Here is a 14123-nt window from a genome sequence, read left to right on the forward strand (position 1 = left end):
CGGGCTATTTCCCCGCCTGCGGATGCGTATCAAACCCCGCCATCACGGCCGTCAGCTCTGCCAGCGTAAAGCCGTGCTTCGGGTCATCAACGCCCAGGCCAAAGCGCTCCTGCATGAGCTTATATAGCGCCTCCGCATCCGGCAAATGGATCTGCTCCTCCACATGACCGTTCTGCCAGTGGGTAAAATTAAAGTTGGTCAGCGTCAGCTTGCCCCCGTCCGGCAGGTGGCGACACATCAGCAGGTGATGACGAAAATGGGACTGAGGCCAGTGCGCCGACCAGAAGTTACCCATCACGTAATCGTTGAAGTACTGCGTCCCCAGGTCAAATTGGTACATCGACTGCCAGTGCTCGTGATGGCGGAATTGCAGTACCCAGTCGTTACCCTCACTCAGCAAACGATAGCACCCGTGCGGGGTTTCCTGCTCCTCGTTGGCGATCAAACGAATCGGCGCCGTCAGCGTTTGTCCGCCAAATCCCACATCGGCGATCCAGCGCTCGCCGTTCAGCTCAACCAGCAGCAACCGGTGCGTGCGCGGCGGCATCTGCGACGGATTCGCCAGCACAACCCGCCCCAGCACGCTGCGTACCGTAAACCCAACTTCGCGCAACACCCGTTCAAACAGGCCATTTTGCTCGAAGCAATATCCCCCCCGACGCGCGGTGACCAGTTTATCCACCAGACACCCGTCGTCCAAATGGATTTCCCGCGGCAAAACGACGTCAATATTTTCAAAAGGGATCGCGCAGTTATGGTGTAAATGGAGCCCCCGCAGGGTATCGATATTAACCTGTACGGGCTGCTGCCAGCCCGTGCGGGCAAAATAAGCACTCAGAAATGGGGACATGATTTGCTCCATGATGTGATATCCCCTGTTTATAAACTATTTTCCCTTATGCATATGCGCAAAAGTGCTTTTTCGGCATACTCATCGTGTACATGAGGAGATCCTATGAGCCACTTTCGTCCTGTTGAATTACGTCATGCCAGCCGTCTTCTGAATCACGGTCCAACCGTGCTCATCACCAGCCGGGATGAGACCATCGATCGTCGCAACGTCATGGCCGCCGCATGGTCTATGCCGGTGGAATTTGAACCCCCGCGTATCGCGATCGTGGTAGACAAAAGCGCGTGGTCACGGGAGTTGATCGAACGCAGCGGGAAATTCGGCATTGTGATCCCCGGCGTGGCGGCAGCCAACTGGACCTGGGCGGTCGGCAGCGTCAGCGGGCGCGACGAGGATAAATTTAACTGCTACGGGATCCCGGTTATTCATGGCCCTGAGCTTGGTCTGCCGGTTATAGAAGAGAAATGTCTGGCGTGGATGGAGTGTCGGTTATTACCTGTCACTTCTGCGGCCGAGAAATATGACACCCTGTTTGGCGAAGTGGTTTCCGCCGCGGCAGATGAACGCGCATTTGTCTCCGGACGCTGGCAGTTTGACGGGGATAAGCTGAATACGCTGCATCATCTGGGGGCCGGGACGTTTGTGACGAGTGGGAAGATGGTGAAGGCGCTGGATTAACGCATCTCAAAAAAGAAAAGCCCTCTTCCTGAGGAAGAGGGCTTTTTATTACTTAACACGCTTCGCAATAATCTCATCCGCCACATTCCGCGGAGCTTCCGCAAAATGATGGAACTCCATCGTATACGTCGCGCGCCCCTGGGACATCGAGCGCAGCGTGGTGGCGTAGCCAAACATTTCAGCCAGCGGGACGTCAGCGCGAATAATCTGGCTGCCGTACTGCTCTGCCATCCCCTGCACCATGCCGCGGCGGGAGGAGAGATCGCCCATAATGTTCCCGGCATACTCTTCCGGCGTTTCCACCTCAACGTGCATCACCGGCTCAAGAATAACCGGATCCGCCCGCCGCGCGCCCTCTTTGAAGCCGAGGATCGCCGCCATGCGGAAGGCCATCTCCGAGGAGTCAACGTCATGGTAGGAACCAAACGTCAGGGTCGCTTTCACATCGACAACCGGATAGCCCGCCAGCACCCCCGTATTCATGGCTTCTCGCAAGCCTTTTTCCACCGACGGGATGTACTCCCGGGGCACTACCCCGCCTTTGGTGGCATCTTCAAACACAAAACCACTTCCGGCTGCTAACGGCTCCAGACTCAGGACCACATGACCGTACTGCCCTTTCCCGCCGGACTGTCGGACAAATTTACCTTCAATATCCTTCACCGCTTTACGCAGGGTTTCACGGTAGGTGACCTGCGGACGACCAATGTTTGCCTCAACGCCAAACTCACGCTTCATGCGGTCAACGATGATTTCGAGATGCAGTTCGCCCATCCCGGAGATAATGGTCTGACCGGACTCTTCGTCCGTGTGCAGGCGGAAAGACGGATCCTCCGCCGCCAGGCGCTGTAGGGCGATCCCCATTTTCTCCTGATCGGCCTTGGTTTTCGGCTCAATCGCCAGCGAAATAACCGGGTCCGGGAACTCCATCCGTTCAAGGGTGATCACCGTATTCGGGTCGGTCAGCGTGTCACCAGTGGTGACGTCTTTCAGCCCGACACAGGCTGCGATATCCCCTGTGCGCAACTCGTCCACCTCATGGCGGTCGTTGGCATGCATCAGCACGATGCGCCCGATTCGCTCTTTTTTGCCCTTCACCGGGTTATAAACCGCGTCGCCTTTGCGCAGTATGCCTGAATAGACGCGAATAAAGGTCAACTGTCCGACGTACGGATCGCTCATCAGCTTGAAGGCCAGCGCAGAGAATGGTTCATCATCGCTTGGGTGGCGCTCGGCGTGCTGTCCATCTTCGTCTACCCCATCAATAGCGGGCACGTCCAGTGGAGACGGCATCAATTCAATCACCGCGTCGAGCATGCGCTGCACACCCTTGTTCTTGAAAGCGCTGCCGCACAGCATGGGCTGTATTTCACCGGAGATCGTCCGGATCCGTAACCCTTTGATGATTTCCGCCTCATCCAGTTCGCCCGTCTCAAGGTACTTATCCATAAGCTCATCGCTGGCTTCTGCCGCAGACGAGACCATTTTTTCTCGCCACGTCTGCGCGGTGCTCAGCAGATCGTCGGGCACCGGCGCGTAGGTGAACGCCATGCCCTGGGTCGCATCATCCCAAAGAATGGTGCGCATCTTGATGAGATCAACCACGCCGGTGAAGTGTTCCTCTGCGCCCACGGGGATCACAATCGGGACCGGATTAGCTTTCAGCCGCTCCTGCATCATCCGCACCACGCGGAAGAAATCCGCACCCGGGCGGTCCATTTTGTTGACGAATGCCAGACGCGGGACGTGATATTTATTCGCCTGACGCCAGACGGTTTCCGACTGCGGCTGCACGCCGCCGACAGAGTCATAAACCATCACCGCGCCGTCGAGCACACGCATGGAACGTTCCACCTCAATGGTGAAATCCACATGCCCGGGGGTGTCGATAATATTGATGCGGTGCGGTTCAAAGCCTCTGTCCATGCCGGGCCAAAAACAGCTCACCGCCGCCGACGTAATGGTGATCCCGCGCTCCTGCTCCTGCGCCATCCAGTCGGTGGTTGCCGCGCCATCGTGTACTTCACCCAGCTTGTGGCTCATCCCGGTGTAAAACAGGATGCGCTCAGTGGTGGTTGTTTTGCCCGCATCGATATGCGCGGAGATACCGATGTTGCGATAACGTTCGAGTGGAATGGGTCGGGGCATGATATTTCCTTACGTCTTCATGACGGGTTTGTGACGACCAGGATAGTCGCGTGTTTGTTCGTTTGTTATAATAGTCCTATTGTACGAGTATTATCGAACTATTTTTTAACGGTTGACCTATTGTTGATATAGCTTAATCTCACGCGAGACGCAGGAAAACGATGATCCCAAACCACCCGGAACCTGAACAAATACTGCTGGAAAATGTGCTGTTCGCCCTCGGCAATCCGCTGCGGCTGGCGATTATTCGACGGCTGGCCGACGGCAGTGAGCTGAGCTGCAACGCGCTGCGCCCGGACGAGGTGGTGAAATCAACCATGACTCACCACTGGCGTGTACTGCGCGACAGCGGCGTGATCTGGCAGCGCCCGCAGGGGCGCGAGAATATGATTTCACTGAGAAGAGAAGATCTGGACGCCCGCTTTCCGGGGCTGATGGCAATCCTGTTACAGTCGAAATCATAAGCGCTCTGACTGTTGCCCTTCGGCCAGCGCGCGCAGCGTAGCTTTGAGCCAGTTCGTGACGCCTCGTTTCCCGCTGCGCTTGTGCGAATAAATTTTTACTTCAAACGGACTGATGTGGAACGGTAAATCAAAAATTTTAATACGGGTAGCTGGCAGCAGCTTTTCAGCGGCGAATCGAGGTAACGCCATCAGCAGATCGCTTTCTGCAATAACAAACGGGGCGCTGAGCATAGACGGGGTTTTGATCGCAATGTGTCGGGTATAACCCATGCGTTCCAGCTGCAAATCCAGCACCCCCTGCTTCTCATTCCACGGCGTAACCACAAGATGCCGGGCGGCGAGATAATCCTCCAGCGTGAGCGCGCTCCGGCTCGCATTGCTAATCACCACATATTCATCTTCGAACCAGCTGATCTCTTCCAGCTCCGGGTACCGGCGATCCTCAATGGTGCTGAATCCCAGGGCCAGATCCACCTCTCCTGCCAGTAATTCCGTCAATGCCGGGCTGTGCGGCAAATATCGTAATTCCAGACGCAAGCCAGGCGCCGCATGTTGAAGCGTATTCATGAGCGCAGGGAATATGCAGAACGCGGTAAAGTCCGTTATCGCGATCTGCAAACACGCTGTACTAATAGCAGGATCAAATTCCGGCTGCGGCGACAGCTCCTGGTCGAGATATTTCAGGGCCGATGCAATAACTGGCGCAAGCTGGGTGGCATAGACGCTGGGACACATTCGATGTCCTTCCCGGTAGAACAGCGGGTCGTTGAGCGAAACACGCAGCCGTGACAGGGCATGGCTGAGCGCCGAGGTGCTCATCGCCAGCTCATCTGCCGCAAGTCGAACGGAACTGTGGCGATAAATCGCGTCAAAAACCGGCAGAAGGTTTAAATCAAGGCGCCTTAAGGCTGGATGCATAATATTCATCATTTATTGATTTCATTGCACTTAATTCTTCTGACATTAGCCTTTATGCTTATCCCCATCAACTACAAACAAAGATAAAGGGAAAGGAATGAGCATTACGATTCGTCAGGCGCGACCTGAAGATGCAGCGGCAATATACGATATGATTTACGAACTCGCAGTCTATGAAAAAGCGCCAGAAGAAGTGGTCACCACGCCGGACGAAATCCGTAAAACGCTGTTTGGTGCAGACAGTAAAACCGAAGCGCTGGTTGCCCAATATGCAGGCCATGCTGTGGGGTATGCCGTTTTTTTCACCAGCTATTCCACCTGGCTTGGCCGCAACGGCATCTATATGGAAGATTTGTATGTCTCCCCGGAATACCGCAGCAAGGGTGCGGGAAAAGCACTACTTAAAAATATCGCGCAATGCGCAGTGGAACGTCACTGCGGCCGGCTGGAATGGAGCGTGCTTGACTGGAACCAGTCTGCAATTGATTTTTATCTGAGCATCGGCGCGGTACCGCAGTCCGAATGGGTACGCTATCGTCTTGATGGCGAGGCATTGCGGGCATTTGCTGAGTAGCAATGCCATCGCGTGAAATGCCCCTCTTTCTAAGGGGGCATAATGTCAATGAAAGCGTTGCTGAAGCACGGTATATCTGAGAAAGAGCTTACCGTCTTTTTTTGTTTTCTCTGAGACGCTCGACGATTCAGCGACCGAGGCTCATTCCGGCTGCGTCAGGCTGTAGACGGGGATCCGCCGGGTTGTCATCGTTAGCGTATCAAATACCTCAGTCTCTGACGTCACAATCCTCGTGCCCGTTTTTCTTAGCCTCTGCACATCGGCCGCGATGCGCTGAATGCCAAACCAGAAAAGCCCGTCGAGCGCCGTTACAGATAGTCCATTTTCGAGTGCCAGTTTGAGTCGTTCCCTGGGCGCTTTCACCTGCTGTGCAATTTGCCGGTAAGGTACTTCACTTCCGCCAGTGCTGTCGCTTCGCTGGATCCGCGTTTTCAGGTGATAGGTAAATTCGTCAGGAACGCCTTCCAGGTCCTGTTTAAGGCTGTAAACGCAGCCAAACCGCTTGCCGTTGAACAGGACATTTTTTTGACTGAGCTGGAACTCATTTCTGATCCCATCAATCAACTGCGGGGCGCGGGTGAGGAGTAACCGGAAGGGAAGCTCAAAGCTGGTCACATAATCCACATTCAGCAGCGCGAGACGCAAACGCTCTTCCGCACCGGATTTTTGCTCGCGACACTCGCGCATCACTTCTGCCCACTGGCGGGTCAGACGTTCTGGCTCGGCGACTTCGGTGAGGAGATATTTTTCAAGGTGATAGTCGACTCTTCCGGTCATATTTTGCATCCCGACAAGGTGGATGCGGTAATTCTATCCAGCGGCGCAGATTTTATAAAGGGCGGAGCGCAACGGCATCCGCCCCCTGTGTTACTGCTGGATACTCGACCGATCCGACATATCGCTGGCAGCGAAAGTTCTGACTGAGGACTGGGCCTGTTTTTTTCGCGCATACCGGTCCGGTTGCCCTTCAGGACGCGTTTTGAAGCGACGATGCAGCCACATATATTGCTCGGGTGCCATCATCACCGCACGCTCAATCGCCCTGTTCATCTGCGTAGCCACGGCCACTTTATCGCCTCCCTGCAAGGTATCGCTAATATCGTCCAGGATAATCAGCTCATACCCTGTGCCGTCTGCTTTTCTGCGTGGTACAAACGGGATCACGGCCGGTCTGGCACTTTTCACCAGCATATAGCTCCCGGCAGTTGTCGCGGCGTCCGGGACGGCAAAAAACGGCACAAACACGCTATTCGTTTTTCCATAGTCGTGATCCGGGGCATACCACAGGATCTCGTTTTGCTTAAGCGCGCGGATCATGCCCTTCAAATCGTAACGGTCGAGCATGGTTTTATTGGAACGCAGACGACCGCGCGTCTGTAGCCAGTCGAGCAACGCATTGTTGTTGGGACGATAGACGCCAATACCCGCGTTGAGCATGCCAAAGATGCGTGCGCCTAATTCCAGCGTGAGAAAATGCATGCCAATGAGCACCACGCCCCTTCCTTGCGCCCTTGCCTGTTCCATATGTTCGTAGCCGGTCACGCTGAAGTGTTTGCGCACGCGCCAGTCAGGCCAGAACCACGCGATGCCCGTTTCGATGACGCCCATTCCAACCGATTCAAAATTACGCTCAAGCAAACGCTCGCGCTCACCCTCTTTCATCTCCGGAAAGCAAAGCTCAAGGTTACGTCTGGCGATTTCCACGCGGCGTGGAAGCAGACGCATGGCCAGACGCCCGAGTCCGTGCCCTGCTTTTAACAGAAGCGGATATGGGAGCTGAACCGTACCCCAGAGCGCAGCAATGCCTGCCCAACTGAGCCAGTAACGAGGATGCATAAAGGCGAGTGAAAACCGAGGTAATTTTGTCATGAAAAAATTATCCTTTTACTATCTGTACTTAATCTGGTGCAGTTGTAGTGCTTACCTGCTGATTTAACGAATATTGTTTGGAGGAGTGAATTGTAGCGGAAACGTTGTGCTGTTTATTATCGATTTTTGCGAAAGGAATGAAAGGCGGGGATCGCCGGGTGATACTGCACCACCCGGCAGGCGAGTTACATCGAATAGCCGGGCTTCTTAATCAGTTCATCCAGTTTAGGTCCAATCTCGGTATCCCAGACCTGCGCCTTCCAGTCAGCTTCCTGTACTTCGTGAAGCGCCACGGAGATTGAGCGATCTTTGCTGTTCAGATGACGGACTATTGTTTCGGCGATATCCGCCGCCAGGGCCGTTTTTTGTTCGTCAGTCAGATCGCGTGGAAAACATTTGATATCAACGTGAGGCATGGGCAGGGCTCCTTTTATAGGTTAGCGTTCCACGTTATCAGATTATGTCGTTAGCTTTTAGCACCTTGTGCAGTTCTGGCAACGCGCAGACGGCATCCGCGATGGCGGTGATATTAGGTGCGTTGGTGGTAAACCACTCATGACCTGGCCCCCAGGTACGCACGACGGCAATATAGACGTCAAGCAGCGTAAGCTGTTGGCCAAAGGCATAAGGCGAGGCGCTGAGCTGGCTGTCAAACCACAGATAGAGGGATTTCCGGTACTCAATACAGTTTTTCTTCAGCTGTTCCGGGGCATCAGGCACCCAGCGTTCCGGGTAATCTGCATACGTAAAGGTGGGATAGACGTTCGCCACAAACCAGATGAGCAGGCGCTGAAACTGCTGGCGCTCGGCCTGCCCAACGGGCGGCGCGAGGTCGGGTCGTCTGTCGAGCACCATCAGGGCGATCGCCGCGGTTTCCGTCACGATCGCCCCATTTTCCAGCTCCAGCGTCGGCACCTGGCACAGCGGGTTCAGTTTCAACAGCAATTCGCGCTGCGGGCCGGGCTGGTCAAACCCATCCACGTTGACGAACTGATACGGGATGTCTGCCAGAGTCAGCATCACCTCACTGATTGCCGATCCCCAGCCGGGTACGCCATAGAGTTTGATCATGTTGCCTCCTCAGGGATGAAAACCCTAAGTGTATACCCGTCATACTTCAAGTTGCAGGTGCGTTGGCTGCATTCACTCACCCCAGTCACGTACTTATGTACGCTCCCGGGGATTCGTTCCCTTGCCGCCTTCCTGCAACTCGAATTATTTAGGGTATAGAGCACCATTAGTAGGTTATCCCGGGTGGATTAACGTCTGAAGACGTCACCGCTTCGCCCGCTTCCCCCCAGCGCGCCAGCACCTTTTGATAATCCCCGCGCTTAATCGCACCGTCCAGCGCAGCCTGCAACGCATACACCAGCCCATTGCCTTTTTTGGTTGTGGTGGCGACATAGGCTTTCTTCGGGCCTAATCCCACGACGCGGGTTTTGCCGGTTAACGCGGCTTTGTAGGCCGAAACGGACTGCGGTCCAAAGAAGACATCCGCCCTGCCGGACTGAATATAGAGATTGCCTGAGGCGTCGTCGGTCAGATAAACCGGCAACGCAGGCTCGCGCCCGGCCTTTTTATTCTCTTCGTTCCAGCCCAGCAGAATACGTTCCTGATTGGTGCCTGACCCGACAATCACCTTTTTACCGGCCAGATCTTTCGCACTGGTGATCGACTGTACGTTGCTGGTGGATTTCACCGAGAAGGCCAGGGAATCGACGCGATAGGTTGCAAAATCGAACTTCTCCTTACGTTGCTCGGTGACGGCGATATTCACCAACGCCACGTCATAGCGCCCGGAAGTGATCCCCAGCGGCCAGTCTTCCCACGCCGTTGGCACCAGCTTCAGCTTCAGCCCCAGACTGCCCGCCAGTAACCGGGCGATATCCGGGTCGCTGCCAATACGGGTGCGGTTATCACTGGCCAGCAGCGCCAGCGGCGGAGAATTCAGGGCTGAAATCGCCACCGTGAGGGTACCCGGCTCAACAAATTTATAGTTCGCAGGGATTTTCGCCACTGCCTGTTGATCAACCGTCATCGGCAGCGGCTGTTCGTTGGCCTTTAAATCAATGCTGGCGTGACTCGCCGTCGTGAAGACCAGCCCCGCCAGGAGTCCATATTTCATCTGCGCTCCTTACAGCACTTTTGAGAGGAACTGGCGCGTTCGCGGATGCGACGGTCGGTTTAACACGTCGTCGCTGCTGCCCTGCTCCACAATTTTACCGTCGACCATAAATACCACCTGGTCCGCCACTTCCCGGGCAAAGCCGATCTCATGGGTGACCACCACCAGCGTAGTGCCGGAGCGGGCGAGCTTTTTAATCACGTCCAGCACTTCGCCAACCAGTTCCGGATCCAGCGCCGAGGTTGGTTCATCAAACAGCATCACGCGCGGGCGCAGCGCCAGCGCGCGGGCAATGGCGATGCGCTGCTGTTGGCCGCCGGAGAGGTGACGCGACCAGGCATCGGCTTTATCGCGCAGACCTACCACATCCAGAAGGCTGTAGGCGTTTTCAATAGCCTCTTTTTTACTGAACTTTTTATGCGCGATGGGTGCTTCAATCAGGTTTTCCAGCACCGTGAGATGCGGAAAAAGATTGAAGTTCTGAAACACGTACCCAACGTTGACGCGCTGTTTGAGGATCTCTTTCTCTTTGAGCTCGTAGAGTTTGTCACCCTGACGGCGATAGCCGATGTAATCCCCGTCAATCTGGATAAAGCCTTCGTCTACGCGCTCCAGATGGTTAATAGTGCGCAGCAGCGTCGATTTTCCCGATCCAGAGGGTCCGAGGATCACCGTCACGGAGCCCGGTGGGATCTCAAGCGTGACGTTATCGAGCGCTTTATGTCGGCCAAAAAACTTACTGACGCCGGTTATGGAAATGTGTCCTTCAGGAGAGGCTTGCATGAACGGGCTCCTGTGCTGACGAAGTGGTGACGGAACGCGCGCGGCTGGTCGCCCGGCTCTGGTTTACGGCGGAGCGGCGCTCGCTGCGGGCGAGTCCACGCTCAATAACATGCTGGATGGCAGACAGTACGGTGGTGATCACCAGATACCAGACGGCCCCCACCATCAACAGCGGGATCACCTCCTGGGTGCGGTTGTAGATCATCTGGATCGTGTAGAACAGTTCCGGCATCGCCAGCACGTAAACCATCGCCGTCCCTTTGGCGAGGCTGATGATTTCGTTAAACCCGGACGGCAGGATGGTGCGCAGCGCCTGGGGGAGAATTATGCGCACGGTGCGACGCCACGCCGGCAGACCCAGCGCAGCGGCCGCCTCATACTGACCGTGGTCGACCCCAAGGAAGCCCCCGCGAATGATCTCCGCCGTATAGGCGCTCTGCACCAGCGTCAGCCCCACGATGGCGGTAGAAAACTGCCCGAGAACGTTGATGGTTTCAAAGCTGCCCCAGGTAATGCCGGTAAAAGGCACGCCGAGAGAGAGCGTGTCGTAGAGATAGGAGAAGTTATAGAGGATAATCAGTACCACGATCAGCGGCAGCGATCGGAACAGCCAGATGTAACCCCACGCCAGGCTGTTCAACAGCCATGATGACGAGAGCCGAGCCAGCGCCAGCATGCCGCCAATCACCACGCTCAGTACGGTACTTATCAACGTCAGCAGCAGCGTCTGTCCGACGCCTTCGAGGATCACCGGGTCAAAGAACCAGCGGGCAAATACCGCCCACTCCCAGCGCGGATTAAAGGCCACGGACTGGATCACGACAGCCAGCACAAACAGCGCCACCACGGCGCCAGCAGCGCGCAGCGGATAACGTGCCGGGACCACTTTTATGGTTTCAACGTTGCTCATCGTCGCTCCTTATGCGGTTTTGCTGAGCGCTTCGCGGATCAGCGTCTTGGTGAAACGCAGCCGACCGTCGAACGGCGGCTGGCTATACTCTTCCGGGTCGCGGTTGAGATCGAACTGCGGCTGATACCCCTGACTGAGATAGAGCCGCACCGCCTCCGGCTGACGAAACCCCGTAGTCAGGTAGATGTGGCTGTAACCCGCCAGCACCGCCCGGCGCTCCAGCTCCTGTACCACGCGCGCGGCCAGTCCCTGCTGGCGCAGCGTTTTATTCGTCCAGATACGTTTGATCTCTGCGGTATGTTCGTCGAAGGGCTTGTACGCCCCGGTGGCGATGATCTCGCCATCGCGCTCCAGGACGATAAACAGCCCCTGCGGCGCCAGGTACCACTCTGTCAGCTCGACTTCCGCATCCTTTGAAAAGTAGTCGCCGTAACGAGCGGCGTACTCACCGAAAAGCCCCGCGATAATGGGCTGAAGATCGGCATCTTCCGGCGAAACGTCACGAAATTGTTCGCGCATAGCGCCTCCTTAATCGCCCAGACCCGCCGGGTTAACTTCGGAACTGGAGATACGCTCCACGCCTTCCCCCCAGCGGTTTAGCACTTTGTCGTAATCTCCGTTCTTGATCGCGCCGTTCAGCGCGGTTTGTACCGGTTCGACCAGGCCGCTGCCTTTTTTCAGCGTCACCGCGATATGCGCCGCCTTCGGCCAGCCGCCGTCGACGCTGCCGACAAGTTTGGTTTTACCGTTGAGCGCCGCTTTCCAGGCGCCGATCACGTTCGGGCCAAAGTAGGCGTCCGCGCGTCCGGACTGAAGCGCCAGCGTTTGGGCCGCGTCGTCTTTGGTGTAGATCGGCGTAAAGGGTTTAAGCCCTTTTTTGAGGTTCTCTTCGTTCCATGCCAGCAGAATGGCCTCCTGGTTGGTGCCGGAACCCACGATGATGCGCAGCCCGGCGATATCCTCTGCCTTCACAAGCGAGTTGATGGGACTGGTGGATTTCACGTAGAAGCCAAGTGAATCCTTGCGATAGGTAGCGAAGTCGAACTTCTCTTTGCGCGCTTTGGTGACGGTGATGTTGCTGATAGCCGCATCGTATTTCCCGGAGGCCACCCCCAGCGGCCAGTCCTCCCAGGAGGTGGGAACCACGTTCAGCTCCAGCCCAAGGCTGTCCGCCACCAGACGCGCAATGTCGACCTCACTTCCCAGCAGGGTCTTGTTGTCGTCGGAAAAGACCGTCAGCGGTGGTTGATTCAGTCCCGCCACCGCCACGGTAAATTTCCCCGGCACGGCAAAGCGATAGTCTTTCGGCAGTTGCGCGATCGCATCGCTGTTTTTGGCGGTATTGATCGGCGTTTTATTGGCCTCAATGCTCACGCCGGTGCCGTTAATATTGACGTTCTCTGCCCAGACGGCAGGGGTAAAAGCCAGCGCAAGCGCCAGAATAAGCGATGATTTCTGCATAGCGTTTTTCTCTTTTATTGTTGTGTGAACTGATTTTTGGGCTCGTCTAAGCCCAGACTTTCGCGCAGCGTGGTGCCGGGATAGTCGGTGCGGAACAGGCCGCGCGCCTGTAAAACGGGCACCACCTGGTCGACAAAGCGCGGGAAGCTGTCCGGCGTACCGCCCTGAATGATGAAGCCATCCGCCGCCTTCTCCTCGAACCAGGCCTGTAAACCATCGGCCACCTGCTCCGGTGTGCCGGAAAAACGCGGGCGCGGCGATGCGGCTTCCAGCGCGACCTGACGCAGAGTTAAGTTGCGCTCACGGGCGTTACGCTTGATTTCATCGGTGGTGCTGCGGAAGCTGTTTTTGCCCAAATCGCCAATATCCGGGAACGGCGCGTCGAGAGAATACTGGCTGAAGTCGTGATGCTCGAAATAACGTCCAAGGTAATTCAGCGCATCATTAATGGAGACCAGTGCCGCCGTGGTTTGATACTGGTTTTCTACGTCATCGGCGTCGTTTCCAACAATCACGCTGACGCCCTGGAATATATGTAAATCCCCTGCGCGGCGGCCGTGACTTTCCAGCTGCTGTTTAACATCGCGGTAAAAAGCCTGGGCTTCTTCCAGCGTGTCATGGTGGGTAAAAATCGCGTCAGCATGTTTTGCCGCCAGCTTTTTACCGTCGTCGGACGCACCAGCCTGAAAGACAATCGGACGTCCCTGCGGGGTGCGGCCAATATTCAGCGGGCCAGAAACCCGGAAGAAATCACCGTGGTGATCCAGAGTATGCAGTTTCGACGCATCAAAGAACTGTCCGCTCTCTTTATTGCGGATAAAGGCATCCCCTTCCCAGGAGTCCCACAGCCCTTTCACCACGTCGAGATACTCATCGGCAATGCGGTAGCGCAGCGCATGCTCCGGGTGTTTTTCGCGGGAGAAGTTCTTCGCTGACCCTTCCAGCGGCGACGTCACCACGTTCCAGCCTGCGCGTCCGTTGCTCAGGTGATCGAGGCTGGCGAACTGGCGTGCAGCGGTGAAAGGCTCGCTGTACGAGGTGGATAACGTGCCGACCAGCCCCAGGCGCGAGGTGATACTCGCCAGCGCGGACAACACCGTCAGCGGCTCAAAGCGGTTTAAAAAATGCGGAATGGATTTCTCGTTAATATAAAGACCGTCGGCCACAAATATAAAGTCGAGCTTGCCCTCTTCTGCTTTTAAAGCCGTTTCTTTGACGAATTCAAAATTAATGCTGGCATCCGCGACCGCCGCGGGATGGCGCCAGGCAGACATATTTCCGGATGCACCATGCAAAATGGTCCCCAGCCGCAATTGACGATGTGCAGACATATTCACCTCAAA

At 56.0% G+C, this 14123-nt stretch carries 14 protein-coding genes and 1 pseudogene; 3 read left to right on the forward strand and 12 right to left on the reverse strand.

Annotation, left to right across the window (positions count from 1 at the left end; translation table 11 throughout):
- Positions 1-4: 4 nt before the first annotated feature.
- Complete coding sequence (nhoA, locus tag ACQG03_RS11460; RefSeq protein WP_046621439.1) at positions 5-850, reverse strand: N-hydroxyarylamine O-acetyltransferase; 846 nt, start codon at positions 848-850, stop codon at positions 5-7.
- Positions 851-955: 105 nt separating this feature from the next.
- On the opposite strand from nhoA, the gene ACQG03_RS11465 reads away from it, so the two are divergent.
- Positions 956-1528: a flavin reductase family protein gene (locus ACQG03_RS11465; protein WP_045622528.1), complete on the forward strand. Its 573-nt coding sequence runs from the start codon at positions 956-958 to the stop codon at positions 1526-1528.
- Between the two features lie 48 nt (positions 1529-1576).
- Here ACQG03_RS11465 and fusA read toward each other — a convergent pair whose 3' ends face one another.
- On the reverse strand, positions 1577-3676 hold the full coding sequence (gene fusA / locus ACQG03_RS11470) for an elongation factor G (RefSeq protein WP_063163016.1): 2100 nt from the start codon (positions 3674-3676) through the stop codon (positions 1577-1579).
- A 161-nt stretch (positions 3677-3837) separates the two neighbouring features.
- Between fusA and ACQG03_RS11475 the strand changes: the two genes are divergently transcribed.
- The gene (locus tag ACQG03_RS11475; RefSeq protein WP_022648218.1) at positions 3838-4140 is read left to right on the forward strand and encodes an ArsR/SmtB family transcription factor; all 303 of its coding nucleotides are present in this window, start codon (positions 3838-3840) and stop codon (positions 4138-4140) included.
- Here the strand turns inward: ACQG03_RS11475 and ACQG03_RS11480 are convergent.
- The gene (locus ACQG03_RS11480; protein WP_022648219.1) at positions 4135-5070 is read right to left on the reverse strand and encodes a LysR family transcriptional regulator; all 936 of its coding nucleotides are present in this window, start codon (positions 5068-5070) and stop codon (positions 4135-4137) included. The genes ACQG03_RS11475 and ACQG03_RS11480 overlap by 6 nt on opposite strands.
- 85 nt (positions 5071-5155) lie before the next feature.
- Here ACQG03_RS11480 and ACQG03_RS11485 point away from each other — a divergent pair, with 85 nt between their 5' ends.
- A complete protein-coding gene (locus ACQG03_RS11485; protein ID WP_063163015.1) occupies positions 5156-5632 on the forward strand; it encodes a GNAT family N-acetyltransferase in 477 nt (158 codons plus the stop codon).
- A gap of 141 nt (positions 5633-5773) precedes the next feature.
- Here ACQG03_RS11485 and ACQG03_RS11490 read toward each other — a convergent pair whose 3' ends face one another.
- The 9 genes and pseudogenes from ACQG03_RS11490 to ACQG03_RS11530 form a co-directional block, all read right to left on the reverse strand.
- A complete protein-coding gene (locus ACQG03_RS11490; protein ID WP_022648221.1) occupies positions 5774-6409 on the reverse strand; it encodes a helix-turn-helix domain-containing protein in 636 nt (211 codons plus the stop codon).
- Between the two features lie 90 nt (positions 6410-6499).
- The gene (locus tag ACQG03_RS11495; RefSeq protein ID WP_063163014.1) at positions 6500-7501 is read right to left on the reverse strand and encodes a Kdo(2)-lipid IV(A) acyltransferase; all 1002 of its coding nucleotides are present in this window, start codon (positions 7499-7501) and stop codon (positions 6500-6502) included.
- Positions 7502-7686: 185 nt separating this feature from the next.
- Positions 7687-7917: a tautomerase PptA gene (gene pptA / locus ACQG03_RS11500; protein ID WP_022648223.1), complete on the reverse strand. Its 231-nt coding sequence runs from the start codon at positions 7915-7917 to the stop codon at positions 7687-7689.
- A 37-nt stretch (positions 7918-7954) separates the two neighbouring features.
- Entirely contained in the window at positions 7955-8572 is a 618-nt protein-coding gene (locus ACQG03_RS11505) for a glutathione S-transferase family protein (protein ID WP_022648224.1), read from the reverse strand.
- Positions 8573-8738: 166 nt separating this feature from the next.
- Positions 8739-9626 carry a transporter substrate-binding domain-containing protein gene (locus ACQG03_RS11510; protein ID WP_063163013.1) on the reverse strand — a complete coding sequence of 296 codons (888 nt, stop codon included), beginning with the start codon at positions 9624-9626 and terminating at the stop codon, positions 8739-8741.
- Positions 9627-9635: 9 nt separating this feature from the next.
- Positions 9636-10409 carry an amino acid ABC transporter ATP-binding protein gene (locus tag ACQG03_RS11515; RefSeq protein WP_063163012.1) on the reverse strand — a complete coding sequence of 258 codons (774 nt, stop codon included), beginning with the start codon at positions 10407-10409 and terminating at the stop codon, positions 9636-9638.
- On the reverse strand, positions 10393-11319 hold the full coding sequence (locus ACQG03_RS11520; protein WP_023300190.1) for an amino acid ABC transporter permease: 927 nt from the start codon (positions 11317-11319) through the stop codon (positions 10393-10395). The genes ACQG03_RS11515 and ACQG03_RS11520 overlap by 17 nt, the downstream gene beginning before the upstream one ends.
- A gap of 9 nt (positions 11320-11328) precedes the next feature.
- A complete protein-coding gene (locus ACQG03_RS11525; protein ID WP_022648228.1) occupies positions 11329-11838 on the reverse strand; it encodes a GNAT family N-acetyltransferase in 510 nt (169 codons plus the stop codon).
- A gap of 9 nt (positions 11839-11847) precedes the next feature.
- A pseudogene (locus tag ACQG03_RS11530) lies at positions 11848-14111 on the reverse strand (NtaA/DmoA family FMN-dependent monooxygenase).
- Between the last annotated feature and the right edge of the window lie 12 nt (positions 14112-14123).

The sequence above is a fragment of the Enterobacter cloacae complex sp. 342H5 genome, assembly GCF_050030905.1.
In the GTDB taxonomy this organism is placed as follows: Bacteria; Pseudomonadota; Gammaproteobacteria; order Enterobacterales; family Enterobacteriaceae; genus Enterobacter; species Enterobacter intestinihominis.